Source organism: Acidobacterium sp. S8, assembly GCF_009765985.1.
GTDB lineage: Bacteria > Acidobacteriota > Terriglobia > Terriglobales > Acidobacteriaceae > Alloacidobacterium.
This window is the reverse complement of the sequence record NZ_LMUM01000034.1, coordinates 720,897-742,524: the sequence shown is the minus strand read 5'-3', so window position 1 is coordinate 742,524 and position 21,628 is coordinate 720,897. Positions and strand designations below refer to the sequence as shown.

14 protein-coding genes are annotated in these 21,628 nt (G+C 57.6%); 7 read left to right on the top strand and 7 right to left on the bottom strand.

The annotated features are described in order from the left end of the window. Positions 1-149 precede the first annotated feature (149 nt). Positions 150-2,240 carry a radical SAM protein gene (locus GSQ86_RS18415; protein WP_158751476.1) on the top strand — a complete coding sequence of 697 codons (2,091 nt, stop codon included), beginning with the start codon at positions 150-152 and terminating at the stop codon, positions 2,238-2,240. 140 nt (positions 2,241-2,380) lie between these two features. Here the strand turns inward: GSQ86_RS18415 and GSQ86_RS18410 are convergent, their stop codons facing one another. Then, positions 2,381-2,896, bottom strand: a complete 516-nt coding sequence (locus GSQ86_RS18410) for a transposase (RefSeq protein WP_158751475.1) — start codon at positions 2,894-2,896, stop codon at positions 2,381-2,383. 357 nt (positions 2,897-3,253) lie between these two features. Then, on the bottom strand, positions 3,254-3,829 hold the full coding sequence (locus tag GSQ86_RS18405; RefSeq protein WP_158751473.1) for a DinB family protein: 576 nt from the start codon (positions 3,827-3,829) through the stop codon (positions 3,254-3,256). 183 nt (positions 3,830-4,012) lie between these two features. Between GSQ86_RS18405 and GSQ86_RS18400 the strand changes: the two genes are divergently transcribed. Both GSQ86_RS18400 and GSQ86_RS18395 read left to right on the top strand, forming a co-directional pair. Beyond that, positions 4,013-5,479: a DUF1254 domain-containing protein gene (locus tag GSQ86_RS18400; protein WP_216841196.1), complete on the top strand. Its 1,467-nt coding sequence runs from the start codon at positions 4,013-4,015 to the stop codon at positions 5,477-5,479. A gap of 235 nt (positions 5,480-5,714) precedes the next feature. Next, entirely contained in the window at positions 5,715-6,020 is a 306-nt protein-coding gene (locus GSQ86_RS18395) for a transposase (protein WP_158751472.1), read from the top strand. Positions 6,021-6,283: 263 nt separating this feature from the next. Here GSQ86_RS18395 and GSQ86_RS18390 read toward each other — a convergent pair whose 3' ends face one another. Beyond that, complete coding sequence (locus GSQ86_RS18390) at positions 6,284-9,718, bottom strand: carboxypeptidase-like regulatory domain-containing protein (RefSeq protein WP_158751470.1); 3,435 nt, start codon at positions 9,716-9,718, stop codon at positions 6,284-6,286. Between the two features lie 242 nt (positions 9,719-9,960). Between GSQ86_RS18390 and GSQ86_RS18385 the strand changes: the two genes are divergently transcribed. From GSQ86_RS18385 to GSQ86_RS18370, 4 genes are all read left to right on the top strand, one after another. After that, a complete protein-coding gene (locus tag GSQ86_RS18385; protein ID WP_158751469.1) occupies positions 9,961-11,121 on the top strand; it encodes a hypothetical protein in 1,161 nt (386 codons plus the stop codon). A gap of 176 nt (positions 11,122-11,297) precedes the next feature. After that, a complete protein-coding gene (locus GSQ86_RS18380; protein ID WP_158751467.1) occupies positions 11,298-13,727 on the top strand; it encodes an ABC transporter permease in 2,430 nt (809 codons plus the stop codon). Between the two features lie 275 nt (positions 13,728-14,002). Then, the gene (locus GSQ86_RS18375) at positions 14,003-16,546 is read left to right on the top strand and encodes an ABC transporter permease (protein WP_254062479.1); all 2,544 of its coding nucleotides are present in this window, start codon (positions 14,003-14,005) and stop codon (positions 16,544-16,546) included. A gap of 125 nt (positions 16,547-16,671) precedes the next feature. Continuing rightward, positions 16,672-17,445: a phosphatase PAP2 family protein gene (locus tag GSQ86_RS18370; RefSeq protein ID WP_158751465.1), complete on the top strand. Its 774-nt coding sequence runs from the start codon at positions 16,672-16,674 to the stop codon at positions 17,443-17,445. Between the two features lie 21 nt (positions 17,446-17,466). Here the strand turns inward: GSQ86_RS18370 and GSQ86_RS18365 are convergent, their stop codons facing one another. The 4 genes from GSQ86_RS18365 to GSQ86_RS18350 all read right to left on the bottom strand — a co-directional run bounded on the left by GSQ86_RS18365 (position 17,467) and on the right by GSQ86_RS18350 (position 21,599). Then, the gene (locus tag GSQ86_RS18365) at positions 17,467-17,814 is read right to left on the bottom strand and encodes a cupin domain-containing protein (RefSeq protein WP_158751463.1); all 348 of its coding nucleotides are present in this window, start codon (positions 17,812-17,814) and stop codon (positions 17,467-17,469) included. A 119-nt stretch (positions 17,815-17,933) separates the two neighbouring features. After that, positions 17,934-18,815 (bottom strand): pseudouridine synthase, encoded by an 882-nt coding sequence (locus GSQ86_RS18360; protein WP_158751461.1) that lies wholly within the window; start codon positions 18,813-18,815, stop codon positions 17,934-17,936. Further along, complete coding sequence (gene scpB / locus GSQ86_RS18355) at positions 18,808-19,875, bottom strand: SMC-Scp complex subunit ScpB (RefSeq protein ID WP_158751459.1); 1,068 nt, start codon at positions 19,873-19,875, stop codon at positions 18,808-18,810. The genes GSQ86_RS18360 and scpB overlap by 8 nt, the downstream gene beginning before the upstream one ends. Positions 19,876-19,973: 98 nt before the next feature. Further along, positions 19,974-21,599: an inorganic phosphate transporter gene (locus tag GSQ86_RS18350; protein ID WP_216841195.1), complete on the bottom strand. Its 1,626-nt coding sequence runs from the start codon at positions 21,597-21,599 to the stop codon at positions 19,974-19,976. Positions 21,600-21,628 lie beyond the last annotated feature (29 nt).

Below are 21,628 nucleotides of genomic sequence, written 5' to 3'. Positions count from 1 at the left end.
GATGCTGGTAAAGTCCTCTGGAAGCGGCAGTTACCTTAAAACGCACTTCCGCTGAGGGCCGTAAACATTTAAGCTTGGCTTTCCTGTCCGAAAGCAGCTTTTTTGGTCAGTTTGTAGCCCGGTAGGGAAGCATCAGGAGAATCCGAAAAATGTCGAAAGCCACCAAATACGCAGAGCGCGCGGTCACCATCGCCGCACAAGGCGCATGGTCCGTCTTCGAGAGACTGAACCGCATCAGCCCCAACGAATCATTCACCCCCAAGTGGTCCGACAAGCCTCTGTTGAAGTCCTACCAGAAGGAAAAGCCCCCCCTTGGATGGCCCCGCACCACCGATTCCCTTTGCCCCAAGTGCATCCCTGAGATCCGCCAGCAGATCATCGACGGCAAGCTGCCTCACGAAATCCTTCTGAATGAGAAGGTTGGCGAGATCAAGGCGCAGATCATCGAGCGCGACGGCAAGATCCTTATGGTTAAGGACTGCCCCAAGCACGGCCACTTCGAAGACGTCATGTCCATCGACACCGCCTTCTTCAAGCACCTCGAAGAGGTCTTCCCCGGCCGCGACATCAAGGCCCACAACGACGAAAAGCTTCACAACCACGGCACTTCGACGGTCACCCATGGCCGCGGCTCGGTCCTCACCATCGATCTGACCAACCGCTGCAACATGATGTGCGACCCCTGCTTCATGGACGCCAACCAGGTTGGCTTCGTCCACGAGCTGACGTGGGACGAAATCAAGACCATGCTCGACAACGCGATCACCATCAAGCCGCGTCGTCAGATGTCGGTCCAGTTCTCCGGCGGTGAGCCGACGCTCTCGCCCTACTTCCTCGACGCGGTCGCCTACGCCCGCAAGGTCGGTTACGAGTCCGTCCAGGCCGCGACCAACGGTATCGAGTTCGCTAAGTCGAAGGAGTTCAGCCGCGCCGCAGCCGAAGCCGGTCTGCGTTACGCTTACCTCCAGTTCGACGGCATCGGCAACGCTGCCAACTCGCACCGCAAGGTCGGTAACCTCTTTGATGTGAAGCTCCAGGCCATCCACAACCTGCACGAAGCCGGTGTCGACATCGTTCCCGTAACGACCATCATCAACGGCATCAATAACGAGCAGGTCGGCCACATCATCCAGTTCGCCCTCGACAACCCCAAGAAAATCAACTTCCTCAGCTTCCAGCCCGTATCCTTTACCGGCCGCGACGAGGAAGTTAGCGATGAGCGCCGCGAAGCCCAGCGTTACACCCTCTCGCACCTCGCGCACGACGTGAAGAACCAGACCGGCATCGGCGAGCCGACCCGCGACTGGTTCCCCATCAGCTTCATTTCGACCTTCTCCGACTTCGCCGACCTCGTCCACGGCCCTGACCGCGACTGGGGACAGATCTCCTGCGGATGCCACCCGAACTGCGGCATCGGCATGGCCATCATGATCGACAAGGAAACCAAGGAAGCCGTGCCCGTCACCGCCTTCCTCAACGCCGATCGCCTCGCCAAAGACGTAGCCAAGGTCAACGATGCCGCTCGCGGCAAGTTCCTCTCGCTCGTCGGCATCACGCTCGCGCTTCTGCGGAACTATGATCCGACCAAGGCGCCCACGCACATGCGCATCGGCGACCTTCTGAAGAAGTTCGACAAGTTCTCCGGCTCCACCAACCGCAAGTACGGCTCGGTGAAGGCTGACCGCACCATGGCCGACATCGAAATGCGTCGCGCCGATCGCTGGAACTTCCTCTTCATCGCCGGCATGTGGTTCCAGGATCTCTTCAACTACGATTTCCGCCGCACCGAGCAGTGCATCATCCCTTACGCCACCCAGGAAGGCGAAATCAGCTTCTGCGCCTACAACACGGGCGTGGGCTGGCGCAACATCATCGAGAAGATGCATATGACCTCCACGCTCACCAAGTGGTACGACGAGCATGGCCGTCACGAAATCTTCGCCGGTGGTAAGAAGGTGGGCATGGGCGACGCGCAGCACACGCTGCTCCTGAACGACGAGCACGTGAACGCCGCCGCCAACGACACCCTCGACAAGCTGGGCGTAGCCAAGAACTCGCGCGAAGAAAAGATTCGCGCCCGCGACGCCAAGCTCAAGCAGGACGCCGAAAACGCGCAGATGGCCAAGCTCTATCGCGAGCACGTCCTCGGCGAAAAGCCAGTCGAAGGCCTCGTCTCCATCAACTCCATCGCCCCGGCCCCAAAGCCAGCCCCCGCTACCGAAGAAGTCATGGGTGACTAGGGACTACGCGTCCAGCGACACGCGCCTTCGGCGCAAAAGCAAAAAGCCCGGCCAAGCGCCGGGCTTTTACTTTCTACATCGGTTGCCAAAATGTCGGGTGCCCCATCCTTTGCGAAGCAAAGGGTGGGAAAGCAAAAAATCTAAACAAGCGATACTCGAGTCAATTCCTGACAAGCAACAATCTTCTCATCCAGAATCTTCACCACACCCTGCTCCCCTGAACGATAGAACCGCGCACTACTCCAACTCCATTCCTCCGCAGACAAAACCAGCCCGCGCTTCACCGGATTCTCATGCATATAAAACAATTTCTCAGTCACCTTCTCCTGAGTGAAAACGTTGAAGTCATAAAAACGCCGCTGCCACATCTGCCCTCGAATGACATCGTGAATCTTTCTCGCGGTACGCTGCTTCACAACCTGTAGAACCGTGGAAGGAGTTCCGATCTGCGGCTCGCTCACAAGCAGATGAACATGTTCCGGCATAACCACGTATCCAGCCACGCGAAACAGATATTTTCGTCGAGCGTCTTCGAGCATTTCCAGAAAGACACTCCGCGCTTCGGCGGTATCCAGAAAAGGAAGCCGATGGTAGCAACTAAAAGTGATGAAATGGAGATCGTCTCCACCGTAGTATCGGACAAGTCCTTTAGGCATGACGAGGTTCGGTTCTCATCTTTTCACCTAAGACAACTTGGTAAAAGATTACCGAAGAGTAGTCGTCTCCCACCCTTTCGCAAAAACCGCGAAAGGATGGGGCACCCAACCAGCATTTAAGCCTCAGTAATTGGCTCGCGCCGAAAATCCAGATTTTTCGGCAATGCTGTTTAAGTTCCATCGATAAACGTAATCGTTATGCCGGGTGCCCCATCCTTTGCGAAGCAAAGGGTGGGAAAGCAGAATCTTCGAGGTCGTAAACAAAAGAGGCGCTTTCGCGCCTCCCGGTAGAAGCCGGGGACTTCAGTCCCCGGAATAAAACCGTCGCCGAAGGCGACCACCTCACCCCCTCCAGCCTCAAGAACCAGGTCCACCATCCGCCCCACACTCCCTCCAAAGCTTCTCCCAATTCCAGATCCCATCCGCCACCTCATACTCCAGCGAAAACCCAAGCTGATGCGCCAGCATCAGCACCTGCCCGCGATGATGAGCCTCATGAGCGAGCATGTAGCAAAGCATCTCCACGCCAACCGGCCACGCCGGAGCCCAGCCATCTCTGCGAAATTCCTCAATCCGACCCTCACCATCACCAAACGCTTCCGCCAGCATCTCCACGCAGCGAGCGGCGCTCTCCGCCAATCCAGCGCGAACCTCCTCGGGAGTGCAATGCGCACGATTGAGCAGCGCCGGAACCTTCAGGTGCGGAGCCGTCAGCCTCACCCACTTGCAGCGAACATTGTGCATATGCGTAAAAATCGCCGCAATCGGACGCACCTTGCCCGGCGGTTTGGCTCTCCACGCCGCGGGGTCAAGGTGCTCGATCAGCATCTGGTTCATGCGATCATTGGCGGCAAACATTCGCACCGCGGATCGGCCGAGTTGATTCTGAACCCTGGGTGAACGCGTCATCACCGCTTCCTGCTCCGCCACCATAGTACCTCCGGCCCGTCAGCCAGCCTCAAGCAATCCCCAAAACCTGGGTGCCCCATCCTTTCGCGCACTTTGCGAAAGGGTGGGATACAGAAACTTTCAAACCCGCAAGCCCCAACCACCGTGACATACAATGATCCCCACTCAGGAATCAGAGTTCCTCTATTCACAAACGGAGAGAGCAGCGTGAGAGACACGATACAAACAGCGAAGTGTTTTGCTGTATCGATGCTTGCCCTGGTGGTCGCAGTCGCGGGATGCAAATCAGCACCGGCGCCATCATCGCCTGAAAAAGCTTCACCGCAACCGCAGCCCAGCATCGCCTCTCTCAATCCGATCGAAGCGCGCCTGATCGCCAAACAGGCCTACATCTACGGTGTGCCCATGGTCGCCGTCTACAAAACCATCTACGCCTTCAGCGTCGACAAGGATAATCCCCAGTACAAAGGCCCCTTCAACACCATCCTGAACATCGCGCGCGTCTTCACTCCCGACGATACCGCCTTCGTCACTCCCAACTCCGACACGCCATACTCCTTTGCCGGCCTCGATCTCCGCGCCGAGCCCGTCGTCATCACCATTCCCCCCATGGAGAAGGACCGCTACTTCGTCTTTCAGCTGATGGATCTCTATACCTTCAACTTCGCCTACATCGGCACCCGCACCACGGGAAATGAGGGCGGAAAATACCTGATCACCGGTCCCGGCTGGAAGGGCGAAGTCCCAAAGGACATCACCAGAACCTTCCCGTCAGAGACTTCGTTCGTCAACGTTGTCGGACGCACCCAGCTCTTCAACCCCGCCGACCTCGCCCACGTCAAAAAAATTCAGGCAGGCTACAAAATCCAGACCCTGCATGAGTATCTGCACACCCCCGCGCCGCCCCAACCGCCAGCCATCGACTGGCCGAAGCCCATCGCACCGGCCGAGCAGACCTCGCTTCCATTCCTCAATCAGCTCGCCTTCCTTCTGCAGTTCGCCGTGCCGCCACACCCCAGCGAAGTGCAGTTGCGCAACGAGTTTGCGAGAATCGGCGTTCTTCCCGGAAAGCCTTTCGATGCCTCCGCCTTTTCGCCTCAGCTGCAGACCTTTCTTAAGACCGGTCTGGAAGAAGGGCAGAAGGCCATTGAAGCCAAGCGTGCGTCCATGGCAGGCAAGACCGACACTCTCTTCGGATCGCGCGACTATCTAAAGAACGATTACCTCGCGCGCGCTACCGGCACAGAGATGGGTATCGGCGCCAACTCTCGCGATGAAGCCCTTTACCCGATCCTCGACAAAGACTCCTCCGGTCAGCCGCTCGACGGCAGCGCGAACAAATACACACTCCGTTTCGCCGCCGGACAGCTGCCTCCCGTCAATGCCTTCTGGTCGCTCACCATGTATAAGTTGCCGGAGCAGTTGCTGGTCGCGAACCCCATCCACCGCTACCTGATCAACTCGCCCATGCTTCCGCACCTGAAAACCGACCCCGACGGCGGGCTGACTATCTACATCCAGGCCGACTCCCCCGGAAAAGAGAAGGACGCCAATTGGCTTCCCGCTCCCAAAGGACCGTTTATGCTCACCCTGCGCTATTACTGGCCCAAGCCCGAGCTGTTGACCGGACAATGGAAATCACCCGCAATCCAGCGAGTCATGCAGCAGCCATAGGGAAAGTATCGACGGATGATTTGCGTTTTATACCGGGGAGAGGATTTTCAAACCCCTTGCGAGGAAAATGGGGTCAAGGCTTCTTAATCTCGGTCCGTTATTGCTGAAAACACGTTGCTCGAACCGCTGATCTTCTTGATGAAGGGCTACGGCAAGAGTCGCGGCGCTCACATCAATGCCGCAAAATACGGTGGACTGCATGGATGGACGCCGCCCTTGAACATGCAGGCAGTGGGTGGCGCACAGTGGCCTGGACCCAGTACATCAGGTCTCGGGAACCTCGGTGCACAAGCCCTCCCGCATGAGTCGGGCTGGCAATCGGTATCTGCGTCGCGCGCTCTACATGCCCGCCCTGGTCGCCGTTCGTCTCGATCCCCACCTGAAGGCGTTCTACGAAACACTTCTGAGTCGTCACAAGGCCAAGCTGCAGGCGATCATCGCCGTCGCTCGCAAACTGCTCCATGCCATTTATGGGATGCTTCGCAGTGAAACACCCTACGACGGAAGCAAACTCTTCCCCGCGCTCCTGCCCGCCATCTAAAAAGAGAAATATCCCCTCTGGACACCCCTAAAGAGAAAAAAATGCTTGAAGTGCGAGAGAGAATCTTCGCTGCGCTCAGGATCGGGCACCCGCACCCTTGTCTCGGAACGCAGTTTTCGACGCGGCACTGAATTCCGGGTACCCATCCTGAGCCGAAGGTAAAGGGTGGGATAGCTTGCGATCACCCGGCATAGAGATTTTTTGCAGGAAAAAATAAGCGACAGCAGCACCTGGCTGCTGTCGCTTCAGGAGGCACATCAAACTTAGAACTGATAGCGCAGGCTGAACTGCATCTGGCGGTCAGAGGCGTAAGTATTTCCCTTGGCGGTCGCCTTCCCAAAGGTATTGCTGGTTGGCGTGGTGTTGGGATTGTCGAGGTTGGGGTGATTCAGAAAATTGAAAGCCTCGGCCTTGAAGATGAGACGGTTGTTTTCATGCGCGGGAATGATCGAAAAGGCTTTCTGCATGGCGATGTTCCAGCTCTGGAAGCCCGGCCCATAGACCTGGTTCCGTGTTTCACGTGCAGAGAACGTTCCCGCGGCTGGCTGCTGAAATACCCCTGGAGTGAACCATAAGTTGCCATTTGAATTGTTGGGCGAACTTTTCTTGAGCATCTGCACGGGTCCAGTGATTGTCCATAGCTGATTGCCCGATCCCGGTCCTACTCCGGCGAAGTCGTCGCCAGTGGATACGGAGAGCGGATAGCCGCTCTGGAACTGTGACGTTCCGGAGAGCTGCCATCTGCCGAAGACATTTCTTTCCGCCCAGTTGGAAGCATGGTCGGCGAAGCTGAGATCCCAGACGTAGTTAATGACGAGGATGTGGCGAGTGTCATAGTCGCTGGGGCCGTAGAATTCCTTCGGATCGTAGTAATTGGGGATATTGGTGCCGGCGTCGGAAGCGGTATCCGTGCTCTTCGACCAGGTGTAAGCAACGCCGAACATCAGTCCGTGAGTGACACGGCGTTTCAGGTTCGCCTGCAGACCGTGGTACATCGAGATGCCGTCGTTGGTTTGCTGCTGGATGACCGAGAACCCCTGGAAGGGACGCAGCGCGTCAGGCTTCGCAATGTCCGGATTTGCCTGCCGGGTTCCTGCGACCAGCTGGTTGATATTTTCCAGATGCTGCAGGTGAAGTCCGTGCCGTCCCACGTAGCCGAGGGTAAAGACGCCCAAGCCGGAAAATTCATGCTCGGTGGTGAATGTCCACGACCATGCTTCCGGTGAAGGGAAATGGTAAGCATAGGACGTCATGTTAATCGGGTAGTTGTTGGCTCCGATGCCGCCGGGATCATTCACCGCGCCGTAGCTGACGGTTGCCGACGGCTGGAATGGCGGGTTTCCGCCGAGGTGAACGCTGTCACTCACACCGAGGCGGTCGAAGTAGCGGCCTGCTCCGGCGCGGATGACGGTCCTCGAGTCGAGCGAGTAAGTGATGCCGACACGCGGCTGAATGTTGGTCCAGACCGTGGGGTTATAGCCGCGATCGAATCCGTGAAAGAGATTGTTGTACTGCCCATTCAGGATGTCATCGGGCACGTGTCCTTTGGCTTCGCTGGGAAAGCTGCTGCCGGGGATCACGATGCCGTCATAGAGGTTGCTGCCGGAGACGAATCCCGTGGTGGGATCGACAGTAGGCGCAGTCGACGGATCATAAGTAGCAGGCGAGAAGACAGAGAGATTTCCCCACCGGGCGTAGTAGGGCTGCATGATGCTGTGGCGGAGGCCGTATTCAATGACGAGGTTGGGCTTGGCGCGCCATGTGTCCTGAACAAAGTATTCGTACATGTTGGCGAGGAAGATGGTGTAGGCGCGAACGCCGATTTCACCGTAGGTGTCGAACAGACCCAGGGCAGTGTTTCCGACGCCGGCGTTCGATGAAGGATTGCCGCCGCGCGTATCGGTAAAGGTGAAGAAACCGTTCTGGTTATTAGTGGCGCCTGGAGTGGTGGAGCTTACGTTGATCTGGTCGAAGTCGTTCTGGCTCTCGCGCTCATAAAGAACACCAGCCTTGAGGGTGTGATTGCCAATGATTTTCGTGAGGCTGTCGGCAAAATCCCACACTACGCCGCCGGAATGTGAGGGGTACGGACCACCGTCGAGGGTGTCGAAGTTGGCAATCTGGATGGTGGGAATCTTATCCGGGATTTCCTTATCGCCGCCCGGGAAGAGATATGGATAGTTGATGCCGTAATTTGTTCGGTTGTAAAGCCCGCTGCTGAGATCGATGCCGATTCTTACGTGGTCCGCGCTTCCTGAAACGTAAGCCTCGTTGACCATGGTCGGGCTGACGGTCCAAGTGTAGTGGAAGACGGCGACCTGATTGGGACGATGCCATACCTGCGGCGTGCGGTTGAAGTTGCCGTAGTGCGGCGAGACGCTGTCGTAGTTGTAGTTCAGCAGCGAGAAACGGATGTGATGGCTATCGGAAGGAAGATAGTCGACGACGAGCGTATCTTTTCGCTGATCTTCCGGATAAATGGCCGCGTCGATCCAGTTATACGTCGGGTTGGCGGCATTCGGCGCAGGGTAGGCATTGAGCAACGCCAGACCGTTAGCGCTGAGCTGGTCCGGCGGAATGATATTTCCAGGGTAAGGAGCTCCAGTGGTTGGATTCACCAGCTGGATGGCTTTGCCGTAGAAGATATTCGATGGGTTGAGAAGCTCGCTGAAGTCACCGCCGCGCATCAGCGCTGTGGGCACTTTGCGGGTATCCGTATCGACGTGGCGGTAGCGAATCCACTCCTGCCCGGCAAGGAAGAAAAGCTTGTTCTTGTTCGTGTTGAAGTGTACTCCGGGAATCCAGACCGGCCCGTTAAAATTCCAGCCGAACTGATTAAACCGGAACGCCGGCGGGTGACCGTAAATCGACGGGTCGGTGGATAACTTGCGGCTCCAGGTATTCGCGTTGAGGAAGGAGTTGCGCAGGTATTCGAAGGCGGCTCCGTGGAAGTCGCTGGTACCGCTCTTCGGGACGATACGTATGATGCCGCCGGAGGCGCGCCCATATTCCGCCGGATAAGCAGCGGTGAGTACCTGCATTTCAGACGTCGAATCGGTATCTGCCACGCCAATGCTGGTGCCGTTGCCGCGGCTGCGTACCATGGGAGCGCCGTCAAAGGTCATGCCGTTTTCACGGCTGTTGGAACCGTTGATGTTGATGCCATTGTCGAGACCGAAGTTAAAGTTCGAGATCGATGAGCTGCGGCGCACGCCGGGTTCGAGTTGAGCCAGGTACATCGGATTGCGGCCGTTCAGCTGAATGGCCTGCACCTGCTGCTGGGTTACGAGCTGGCCCACAGCTGCCGTCTGCGTCTGCACAACGTTGGCATTGGCCACGACGTTAACAGTCGTCGCCGAGCTGCCGATGCGCAGATTGGCATCGATACGCAGACCTATGCTCGGGTCCAGATGTGCGTGGCTCTGCACATAGCTTTCAAAGCCCTGGGCTTCAATGCGCACGGTGTAGGTGCCGGGAGCGAGATTCGTTACGGTGTAGAAGCCACCATCGTTGGAAGTTGCTGAGCGAACTTCGGTGGTGGCTTCATTGCGGATAGTGACAGTCGCGCGAGGCAACACTGCGCCTGCTGAATCCGTGATCGTGCCGGAAATGGATGCGTTGTCAGATTGAGCTTGCGCCAAAGGGGCTAGAAGCAGCCCCAGGGATAGAAAGATGAACAGCCTCCATCGAATGAGCATGAAACCTTCTCCTCAGAAAAAGTGCTGCAATTTCAAGCTTGGGTGGAACCGCTACTCGTCGTTCTGTACGTGCCTTGGAATCGATACCAACTTCGAGGCCGAAATGTAGTGACTCTGCCGAATAGTTGTCAAGAGAAACTATGCAATATCGATCAAATGGTGGAGTGTGAATATTGTAGGAATTAACAACACGACGATCGGTATTGCGGCGCGCGGGCGGATACCGTACCCTCAGGGCACGCATGAAGATGCTTTCCGCCGCCGATGCCCTGGGACCTGCCTTCCGGAGAGCGCGCCTTGTGATGGCCGCGCCCTTCCGGCTGGGATTCTTCTTGAAGATTGCGCTGGTTGCAGCGTTGACGCAGCCGAGTTTCTATTCGGTCATCATCTCGTATCCGATGCAGGGCGCGCAGATGGCCGGAGGCGCGGCCATGCGGCATCCGGGTCGGATGAACTTTGGCTCCGTCGATCCGGTCCCGACCGGAGCAGGCATAGGATCGCTCGCCGGGGGAGTTAGCGGAGTGGCTATCTTTGCCATCTTCGCGATCATGCTGCTGATCGGGCTTGTTATCTGGGTGGTGGCAACGTATCTCTTCTGCCGCCTGCGTTTTACCCTGTTTGATCTGGTGGTATACCGGCAGGGCCGAGTGCGCGAGGCATGGAGAAAATACGGGCGGCAAACATGGCGGTATTTCGGCGTCATGCTGCTGACATCGTTCATATTTCTGATTCTGGCAGCCATTAGTACGGGGCCATTTGTCGTCCACCTTTTGAAGACGCTAAAGACTGCAGGGGCGCAAGCTGCGAATTCCAATCCCTGGCCGATATTTGCGCAGATGCTTCCTTTTCTTGGCATTTGCTTATTGCTGGCGCTGGTTTGGGTGGTAATTGACGCCATTCTGCAGGATTTTGTGTTGCCCCCGATGGCGATCGAAGACGCTCCGATCGAGGGCGCGCTGGGCAGGTTCTTCAATCTGTTCCGGGCAGAGCCGGGACAACTTCTCGTCTATCTACTACTTCGATTCGTCGTATCCATCGGTATCAGCTGGGTACTGATGTTGGTTGTGTTCATCGCCCTGATGGTGGCCGCCGTCGCCGGTCTGGCGGTTGGCTTCGGGTTGTATCACGCCTTGTGGCATGGCGGAATCGGACTGCAGATCGCCTTTGTAGTGATTGTCGGGGTAATGACACTCGTATTATTGGTAATTTATCTGCTCGCGATGGCGGCGGTTTACGGAACCGCGGCAGTCTTCAAACAATCGTATGCAGCATATTTCTTCGGCTCGCGGTATCGGGAGTTGGGGAATCGACTGGAGCCGCCGGATGAGAATCTCGTTGCGGTCCACACAGAACCGCCTTTGCCTGAGCTGCCTCCTTTGACCGAACCGCCACCTGTTTGGTGAAAGATCTCGATATCAAATTTGTTATGCCCGAAAATGAACAGCTTCGTCCAGATTCGGACAGGATCTTAGCTGCCTAAGGGTTCATCTGAGCAAGCAAATCCACCCATTTTCAATGAGATATGCTGACTTTCGGTGTGTGGCACTCCATGTGCGAGTAAATTGCCGGAGGGACAAGCATGGCTTTCTTCGAGGATCTGCGGTTCGCGCTGCGTCAGATAGGCAAGGCTCCTGGATTTGCGGCAACGGCAATTGTGACGCTTGCGCTTGGCATCGGGGCAAATACAGCAATCTTTAGTGTGATTCATGCCGTACTGATGCATCCCTCGGGTGTGGACGCGCCAGAGCGCGTCGCGGTGATGCGCACCGAGTACAAGCAGCTGGGCCTCGATTTTCCCGTGGTCTCGGTTCCGGACTTTGCCGATGCTGCCTCGATGAAGAATCAGGTGGATGCTGCTGCGCTCGAAGAGGGCGACAGCATGAACCTTGTCCACGATGGCGTGACCGAGCATTTCAACGCAGATCGCGTCACATGGCAGTGGTTCCAGGTATTTGGCGCCAAGCCGATTCTGGGCCGCACCTTTGCGCCGGAAGAAGATCATGCGGGTGCGAATCAGGTTGTGGTGCTCAGCTATGCCGCGTGGCGTCGCGTCTTCGGCGGCGACCGCAATGTGATTGGCCAGAGCGTAGTGCTCGATCAGAAGCCGTATCGAGTGATTGGCGTGATGCGCAGTGATTTCGACTGGCCGCGCGACAAAGATATGTGGATTCCGATGGGACTCGCGCCAGACGCGTATGACGATGGGAATCGCTTTAACGAATCGTATAACGCCGCGCTTCGGTTAAAGCCGGGCGTGAGCGTGGAACAGTTGAACGCCGGGCTGGTGGCTAAGAGCCACGAAGAAGTTCTGCGCAAAGGATCTGGCGGTTTTGGTGGCAGCGCACGATGGGGAATGACTGCAACCTCGCTGACTGAATTTGCAGCGGGACCGCTACGCAAGCCGCTCTATGTGCTGTTCGGAGTAGTGGTGCTGGTGCTGCTGATTGCCTCGGCGAACGTTGCCGGTTTATTTCTGGCGCGGTCGTCGACCCGCACTCGCGAGTTCGCGATTCGCACCGCGCTCGGCGCAAATGCGTGGCGGCTGGTGCGCCAGATGATGACGGAGACGTTAATGCTGGCGTCGATGGCGACAATCATCGGCATCGCCCTTGGCCCTGTCTTTGGACGCATGCTGCTGTGGATGGTTCCGCAGAGCATGGCGGAAGGCTATACGGTGCAAACGTCTTTCGGCGTACTGGCGTTTACTGCGGGCATCGGCATATTAACGGCACTCATTGCCGGGCTGGCTCCAGCGGCGAAGATTGTCAGCGCGCAGAAGAAGCTTGAATTGCATGAAGGCGGCAGGAGCGCGACCGCATCGGTAGACAAGCAGAGGATGCGCAGCGTTTTCGTCATCGCCGAAGTGGCGCTGGCATTCATGTTGCTGACAGGGACCGGGCTTTTCCTCGCCAGCCTGCAACAGTTGCAGCAGGTGAATCCGGGCTTCAATCCGCAGGGTGTGGCGGAAGGCAAAGTGTTTTATTCCGGACAAGCTTACAAGGAAGATCAGCAGCGGCAGGGTACGTTTGTTTCTTCCGTGCTCGATAATCTGAGCGCGCAGCCGGGAGTGAAAGCTGCTGCTGCGATCACCTTTTTGCCGTTTACAGATGGAAGCAGCGCAAACTCGTTCAATATCGAAGGAAGGCCAAGAAGCACGACTGATCCAGGACCGCACAGCCAGCTGAGTTTTGCCACTGCGAACTATTTGAAGGTCATGCAGATTCCGCTGGTGGCAGGCCGCTGGGTCAGCGACGAGGATCGCAGCAACACGCAGCCGGTCGTGGTAATCGACCAGCGACTGGCGCATAAATACTGGCCAAACCAGAATCCAATCGGACAGCATCTGCGCTTCGACGACGGCAAGCAGTGGTCCGAGGTGATCGGAGTTGTGGGCGATATACGTGTAAGTTCGCTTGAAGAAGATACCAGCGACGGCATGCGCTACTATCCCTATGCGCAGGGAACGAACGATCGGGCTATCTTCGTCGTGCGCACTGACGGCGATGCAGCGGGGATGATTAGCGGACTCAAGCGTGCGGTCGCAGGTATCGATCCCTCGCAAACGGTAGCCGATACGGGAACGCTCGAAGCTGCCGTGAATGCCTCGCTGGCTCCGCGCAAACTGATCGTGTGGCTGCTGACGGCCTTTGCCGGACTGGCACTCGTGCTGGCTCTGGTCGGCATCTACGGACTCATCAGCTATGTGACGGCGCAGCGCACGAACGAGATCGGCATCCGCATGGCGCTCGGCGCGCAGCGACTCCAGGTGGTGAGCCTGGTGATGAAAGGCGCGCTCGCCTGGGTTGGTATCGGGCTCGTCATCGGTATTGCCATGTCGATGCTGGCGACGGAGATGCTCCGCCAGCAGTTCGCAGACTTTGGCAATGGAGTGGTGTCATCATTGGCTATTGCGGTGGCAGCGCTGCTAACGATTGGCAGCGTGGCGGGCCTGCTTCCGGCACGGCGGGCGGCTTCCGTCGATCCGGCGACGACGTTGCGCAATGAGTGATGCAGTTGCATGAAGATAAACTTGCTGCAGGTGTAGAGATAAGTCGTCATTCTGAGCCGCAGGCGAAGAATCTCCAGCCATCTTGGTTAAGAATTCTTCGCCTGCGGCTCAAAAAGAACGGCGGCTCATAACTACAGCAAGTGATCTGATTCACGAAAAAAACAGGTTCCTTCGCATACTCTTCGATTGCGCGCCTTCGGCACTTCGCCGAGGATGACAGCTTCTGAAAGGGATTTTTTCGGAACCATGAACTTATTTCCATCGTAGGAGATGGCATGCAGGCAATTCTTGAAGATATTCGTTATGCCATGCGGCAGTTCCGCAAGGCTCCGGGATTCACAGCGACAGCGGTTCTGACGCTGGCGCTCGGTATTGGTGCGACGACGGCGATCTTTACGTTGGTGCATGCCGTGCTGTTGAAGTCGCTGCCTGTGACGAAGCCCGAAGACCTGTGGCGCATTGGCAATAACGAGAACTGCTGCATCAACGGTGGCATGCAGGACGAATGGTCGCTCTTTTCCTATGAGCAGTACAAGGTCTTCCGCGATAACAATCCCGAGTTCCCGCAGATGGCGGCCTTCCAGGCCGGCGCGGATCAGGTAAGTGTGCGGCGGCAGACCAGCGATCATCCCGCTGAGAGCTTCGTCAGCCAATTCGTCTCCGGCAATGCTTTTGAAACATTTGGTATCAACGCCTATGCCGGGCGTCTGCTCCAGCCCTCTGACGATAAGATAGGCGCGGCTCCTGTCGTGGTCATGAGCTTCCGCACCTGGCAGCAGAAGTTCGGGCAGGATCCTTCGGTAATCGGCTCGAGCTTCATCATCAACGGCCAGCCCTACACCATGATCGGCGTGACCCCTCCGGGTTACTACGGCGAACGATTGACAAGCGATCCCGCGTCCTTCTGGTTCCCGATATCGAGCGAACCGCAGATCGATGGCGTCATGACGGTGCGCGACCGGCCCGATATGCAATGGCTCAACCTGATTGCTCGCGCCAATCCGGGCATCAACATCAAGCAGATCGAATCACGCATGCAGGTGCAGTTGCGACAGTTTCTGCTGAGCCCGCAGAGCAAGGTGGACGAGCGCGCCAAGCCGCTCGTTCCGAAACAGACACTGCACATCGTGCCCGGTGGCGGCGGCGTGCAGCGCATGCGCGATGAGTATCAGGATGGCCTGCATCTGCTGATGTGGATCTCGTCCTTCGTGCTGCTGATTGCCTGCGCGAATCTTGCAAACCTGATGCTGGTGCGCGCGGCCACTCGCAAGCTGCAGACCTCCGTGCGTTCAGCGCTCGGCGCACCCCGCACACGGTTAGTGCGGCAGGCGTTGACGGAAAGCGTTGTACTGGCCGTGCTTGGCGGCGCCGTCAGTCTCGCGTTTGCTTACGGCGGCACCAAACTGATCCTGCATCTCGCCTTCCAGAAGACGTATGTGCCCATCCATGCTTCACCTTCGTTGCCGGTGCTGGCCTTTGCTTTCGCTGTTTCGCTCGTGACCGGAATTGTCTTTGGCGTCGCTCCGGCGTGGATGACGGCGCATGCCAATCCGATTGAGGCTCTGCGCGGAGCGAATCGTTCAACAGGCAAGGGAAGCTCGATTACCCAGAAAACTCTGGTCGTGGTGCAGGCAGCGGTTTCACTCGTTCTGCTGTGTGCCGCCGGACTGCTGACGCAGAGCCTGCGCAATATGCAGCATCAGCAATTCGGCTTCGATACCAGCAACCGCTACATCCTGCATATCGATCCGCAAATGGCCGGTTACAAGCCGGAACAGATGGATGCGTTTTATCGCCAGCTGCACGACGGGCTGGCGGAGATTCCGGGAATGAAGAGCGTGGCCTATTCGCTGTACAGCCCGATGGAAGGCGACAACTGGGGTACCGGCGTCTACTTTGAAGGACAGCCGCCGCCGCAGCCCGGCAGCGATGAGAACAACGCTTCATGGGTACGCGCAAGCGCCGGCTATTTCGACACGATCGGAACGAAGCTGATTCAGGGCCGCGAATTTACCGATCAGGATACTTCCGCGACGCGTCCGGTTGCGGTGGTGAATAAAACATTCGCCAAAAAATTCTTCAAAGACGGCAATGCCATCGGCAAGCATTTCGGTATCGATCAGAAGACCTCTGGAACCTACGAGATCGTTGGTGTAACGGAAGACACGCAGTACTGGCAGCCGACGAGCAAGATCCGGCCCATGTTCTTTCTGTCTTCGCAGCAGTGGGTGAAATATCAGGACCCGGATATGGGAGTCTTCGAGAATGTCTCCCACACCAAGCTGAATGCGATTGAGCTGCACACAGCCGGTTTTGTGCCCGGCCTGGAGTCGCAGGTGAGACACGCGATCTCGCAGGTGAATCCGAATCTGACAGTGATTGATTTCGAAACTTTCGCCGAGCAGGTGCAGAACAATTTCAACCAGCAGGGAATGATCGCGCAGCTTACATCGCTCTTCGGATTGCTGGCGCTGGTGCTGGCATCGATCGGCCTCTACGGCGTGACGGCGTATTCGGTCGAGCGGCGCACGAGCGAGATCGGTATTCGCATGGCGCTCGGCGCGGATCGTACCGCAGTGCTGAAGCTGGTCCTGGCGGGCGCGTTCCTGCAGGTTGTCATCGGACTTGCTATCGGAATACCCGCAACGATTCTCGGTGGCCGCGCCATGGCGAATCAGCTGTATGGTATTAAGCCGTACGATCCGCTGATCATTGTCATCACGACGCTGGTTCTGCTTACGGCTGCGTTCATTGCTGCCGTTGTGCCCGCGCGCAGGGCTGCGAATACCGAGCCGATGCATGCATTGCGAACGGAGTAGAGCAATTGCCGAAAGCCTAACCCTCGCTCTTAAGAGAGGCTTAAGCTTCGGCGTGATACGCTCAACGTTTGCGTATGTTTCCGAGGTTCGCGGCAATTGTCCTATCTGTTTTCTGTGCAGGCAGATTGCTTGCGCAATCCGCGTCGAATGACGATTGCACCCTCCACTCCATCAAGCCCTGCATCACGCATGTCGCGCAGGATGAGGCCGGCATCGTCACCAGTCCCTTGCGCATCACCGCAAAGGACATGCTCTGGATCGCTCCCTTTGGCGTCGCTACCGGTTTCGCCATCGACTACGACGCGAACATGATGCGCAAGCTGGGCTCGCATCCCAGCCGCGAAGATAAATTCAAAAAGTTTTCCGATTATGTCGGCCTCTACGGACCATCCGCCGCGCCCGTTGTCGGCTATTTTGTTGCAGCCGCAACGCATAACGATTATCTGCAGGAATCGTCCGTGCTCGCAGGCGAGGCAACGCTTGACGCGCTGATCCTGAATGAAGGCTTGAAGTACGCCATCGATCGCGAGCGTCCTAATCAGGGTGACGGCACAGGCCGCTTCTGGCCGCATGGACCCAGCACCTGGCCAGATGGCCAATCGATGCCATCGAATCACTGCATGATCGCATGGTCGTTCGCCCGCGTCATTGCCGGTCAGTACGACACCACACCTACGAAGATCACAGTCTACTCGCTGGCGACAGCTGTCTCGGTGTCGCGTGTTCTTTCGCGCGAACACTTCCCCTCAGACGTGATCGTCGGCAGCACCTTCGGCTATCTCATCGGCGATTATGTCTTCCGCCACCGCTCAAGAGAAGCCAGCCTCTTTTCCCTTTCAGCCGTGAATACCTACAACGGCAAAGGCGTGCAGCTGGACATCAATCTGGGCCGCCGCTAAGGGATTTTTCGAATCTGACTTCTACTCCAATAGTTCGGATTCGAACTGTAGATAAATCTCTTTCTGATGGATCGGGTCGCGATCGGCGTGAAGCGCAGCGATCAGTGCGCTCAGACGCGGCGTCAGAACAATGAGATATCGAGCATCCACTTCGGCAGTGTAAGTATGGGCGACGCCTGCCGGAACGAATACTGTCGTTCCGGGACCCGCAGTCTCCGTCCGATCGGAATAGCGAAAAACCAGTTCGCCTTCCAGGACATGCCACGCTTCGTCGTCGCAATGGTGAACGTGCAGTGTGGCCGGACCACTGCCGCGCCACTCATGTATCTCGAACGACCCGCCGATTGCTGAGAAAGGAGATGATTGCATGACTGTCGATCTTAACCGCCCGGGTGCCCCATCCTGAGCGAATGCGAAGGGTGGGATTCTGCTGGGTGCCCCATCCTTTGCGCAGCAAAGGGTGGGATGCTGGATTCAGCGTGGAACAGTTACTTTGTCTTACGCGGAGCCGGCTTCGAGCTCCGCACACTCTTCTTCGCCGCAGGACGCCCGCGAAAATTATCAGCATGCTTCTTCGGCCTCGACACCGGCGCGGCAACGCTCTTAACAGCAGCCGCCCTCTTAGGCCGAACCGCTCTGCGCAACGCTTCTACTTCATCCGCCGAAAGCTCCCGTACCTCACCCGGAGGCACATCGAGCACCAGCGGCCCATATCCAACCCGCCGAATCTTCTCCACATGGTGCCCGATCTCTTCGAACATTTTGCGGATCTCGCGGTTGCGGCCCTCGATCAACGTCATCTCATACCAGGGATTCTCAGCGTCGCGGATCAGCTTGATCCTGGTCGGAGCCGTCATCACGCGGCCTGCGCGCTCTCCCGGCTTGCCGCGCTCAATCATGATGCCCGAGCGCAGCTGATCCAGCCCCGATTCAGGTGGCTTACCGCTGACCTTCACCAGGTAAACTTTCTCCACCTTCGCTGCAGCGCGTGTCAGAGCATTGGCCAGCTCGCCGTCGTTGGTCATCAGCAGCAGGCCTTCGCTCTGGTAATCGAGTCGGCCCACAGGAAAGACGCGCACCCCGGCACGCTCAACAAACTTCATGACGGTAGGGCGGCCTTCAGGATCGCTCGCCGTCGTGACGTAGCCCTTCGGCTTGTTCAGCATCAGGTAGCGCTGCTGCTGTGCGCCATGCAACAGCTTGCCGTCTACGCGGATATGGTCACGCTCCGGATCGGCCTTCGTGCCCAATTCGGTGATGATCTGCCCATTCACCTGTACGCGTCCGTCGAGAATCAGCTCCTCGGCTTTGCGACGCGAAACAATCCCTGCCTGGGCAATAATCTTCTGCAGCCGAACCGGTTCACTCATGGGTAGCTTCCGCCGCTTCCTCTGAAATAGCTTCGACGTTTACATCTGTCTCTTCCACTTCAATTTCAATCTCGGTTATCTCGACTGCCACTCCCGGAAGATCCGCCGCTTCCTCCGCCGTTTCATCGGTGACTTCGACAGCCGCCTGCGCACGGGCTGCTTCTTCAGCGTCGGCTTCTTCGTCTACCTCGTCCAGCTCGGCCTCTGCATGCGACGCCTGGTGTTGCTGGAACGGCAGATCTTCCGACTCCGCCAGCTCACCCGCCGCCATCTTCTCAAATTCCTCAATCGACGGCAGCTCGTTCAGGTCTTTCAATCCAAAGCGCAGCAGAAATTCCTTGGTCGTCTTATAGAGAATCGGCCTGCCGATTACCTGCTTGCGTCCCGCAGTCGTAATCAGCTTACGGCTGATCAACGATCCAATCACACCCGCCGAATCCACGCCGCGAATCTCGCCCACCTCAGGCGCCGTCACCGGCTGCTTGTAGGCAATCACCGCCAGCGTCTCCAGCGCCTGCAAAGACAGCTTCATCGGCGGCTTCAGACTCTTCACAAATCCGCGCACCGCATCGTGATACTCGGGCTTCGTACCAACCCGATACCCGCCCGCAATCTCGCGGACTTCCATGCCACGGTCGCTGTCCGCATAATCGGCAATCAGCTCGCCCACAGTGCGCCGCAATTCCTCGCGCACCTCGCGGTCCCGCTGCCGCGCCGCCTTCTTTTCGTCTTCCGGTGAAGAAACAGTTTCAGTCGCGGGAACCTCGTCTTCCGAAGCATGGCCACCCATCACCGCAGCTTCTTCCACCGTCAGCGGAGCCGACTCATCCGGAATCAGCCCATCCGCCAGTTCCACCGGCAGCACGCCATCATCCGGCGACACATTGCCTGCGCTGACGACGCCCTCAGGCTCGTTCGCAGGCTCAACCGACTGCGCTGCAGCCTCGCGTGCGCGTTTCTCTTCCAGCGCTTCATCGCCAAACAGCGCGGCAAGCTGCGCCAGCGTGACAGGTTCTTCCGCGGCGTAGATCACCGCCTCAATTTTCGCTTTTAGGCTCATGCTTTCAGGGGACAGGATACGCCCGAACGTAAAACGGCGCTCCGGTTCTCTTTGATACTACCGAAGCGCCGCAGATTACGTCAGGTGCAGGGTGGAAATCAGTGGATAAACTGCCGCAGCAGCCAGAAGAGACATCCGGCAAGCAGCGCCGCAGCGGGCAGTGTAAAGACCCATGCCAGCGCGATATTGCGGATCGTCGCCAGCTGCAGTCCCGATCCATTGGCCAGCATCGTTCCGGCAATGCCTGACGACAGCACATGCGTCGTCGATACCGGCATCTTGAACTGGTCGGCAGCGATGATCGTCACAGCAGCCACAATCTCCGCTGAAGCTCCCTGAGCATAGGTAAGGTGCTCTTTGCCGATCTTCTCGCCCACCGTGACGACAATGCGTTTCCAGCCGACCATGGTTCCCATCCCGAGGGCGAGAGCCACGGCAACCTTCACCCACGTGGGAATGAACTTTGTCGAATCATCAAGGTGCTTCTTGTAATTCACCAGCACGGCTGTTTCGGCCGGGGTATAGGCCGGCGTCTTGGCCTTGGCCATCAGCCGCAGAGTTTCGCTTTCCACATACATATCGTTGCGGACGTTCTGCTGCTGGTTAGCCGGCACTCCTGCCAGCGATTTGTATTGCTGTACTTCATGGCTGATATCGATAGCCAGCTGCCGCGCCGCCAGCGCAGTGTTCGGCGTGTACTGCTTGGTGCGGATGTAATCCGTCAGATCGCTGCGCGCATCGTCCATCACCGCGTCCTGCGATACGTATCCGCTCAGCACATGGGCCGCCTGCTCAGAAACAGCGGCAAAATCCGGCACCTGCGCGAAACCGATCGCGTGGTTGAGTGCATAAGCCGTAGGTACCGTACCGATCAGGATCAGCATGATCAGCCCCATGCCCTTCTGCCCGTCATTCGAGCCGTGCCCGAAGCTCACACCGGTGCAGGTCAGAATCAGCAATCCGCGAATCCAGAACGGCGGCGGTTCATTGCCTTTCGGCGACTCGTACAGCGCCGGATTCTTGACCAGAACCTTCAAGAGCAACAGCAGGAGTGCCGCCAGGCCGAAACCGACCACAGGCGAGATCAGCAGCACGCGAAAAACATTGGTTACCTGCGACCAGTCCACGCCGCTCGTGCCGTTATGGCCTCCGATCAGCTGGTTCGCCAGGCCCACGCCAATGATCGAACCGATCAGCGTGTGCGAACTCGACGCCGGCAGTCCCAGCGCCCATGTGCTCAGGTTCCAGATGATCGCCGAAATCAACAGCGCGAAGACCATGGCAAATCCCGCGCCCTTGCCGACCTGCAAAATCAATTCCACCGGCAGCAGTGACAGAATCGAAAACGCCACGCCACCCGACGACGTCAGCACGCCAATCAGGTTCCACATTCCCGACCAAACCACCGCAATATTCGGCTCAAGCGAATGCGTGTAAATCACCGTAGCTACGGCGTTCGCCGTGTCATGAAAACCGTTGACGAACTCGAAGCCCAGCGCAATCAGCAGCGCCACGCCCAGCAGCACATACGGCCACACACTTAAAAGGCGTGTGCCGGAGAGGTCGTTCGCCAGATGAAATCCGGCGTACCCAACACCGCCCAGCAGGACCGCGCCAAACACCAGCGAGCCAATCAGCCCGGGCGACTTCTTCATTTTTTGATCGAGAATACTTTTACCTGGTGCAGATGCAGGAGGAAGTGCGACAGACGAAACGTCGTTCATAAAAAATTGGCTCCGAATCAGATGCGTGC

Coding starts and splice junctions, on each gene's coding strand:
- GSQ86_RS18415 (WP_158751476.1), top strand. CDS start 150: ATGTCGAAAGCCACCAAATACGCAGAGCGCGCGGTCACCATCGCCGCA.
- GSQ86_RS18410 (WP_158751475.1), bottom strand. CDS start 2,896: ATGCCTAAAGGACTTGTCCGATACTACGGTGGAGACGATCTCCATTTC.
- GSQ86_RS18405 (WP_158751473.1), bottom strand. CDS start 3,829: ATGGTGGCGGAGCAGGAAGCGGTGATGACGCGTTCACCCAGGGTTCAG.
- GSQ86_RS18390 (WP_158751470.1), bottom strand. CDS start 9,718: ATGCTCATTCGATGGAGGCTGTTCATCTTTCTATCCCTGGGGCTGCTT.
- GSQ86_RS18385 (WP_158751469.1), top strand. CDS start 9,961: ATGAAGATGCTTTCCGCCGCCGATGCCCTGGGACCTGCCTTCCGGAGA.
- GSQ86_RS18380 (WP_158751467.1), top strand. CDS start 11,298: ATGGCTTTCTTCGAGGATCTGCGGTTCGCGCTGCGTCAGATAGGCAAG.
- GSQ86_RS18375 (WP_254062479.1), top strand. CDS start 14,003: ATGCAGGCAATTCTTGAAGATATTCGTTATGCCATGCGGCAGTTCCGC.
- GSQ86_RS18365 (WP_158751463.1), bottom strand. CDS start 17,814: ATGCAATCATCTCCTTTCTCAGCAATCGGCGGGTCGTTCGAGATACAT.
- GSQ86_RS18360 (WP_158751461.1), bottom strand. CDS start 18,815: ATGAGTGAACCGGTTCGGCTGCAGAAGATTATTGCCCAGGCAGGGATT.
- scpB (WP_158751459.1), bottom strand. CDS start 19,875: ATGAGCCTAAAAGCGAAAATTGAGGCGGTGATCTACGCCGCGGAAGAA.
- GSQ86_RS18350 (WP_216841195.1), bottom strand. CDS start 21,599: ATGAACGACGTTTCGTCTGTCGCACTTCCTCCTGCATCTGCACCAGGT.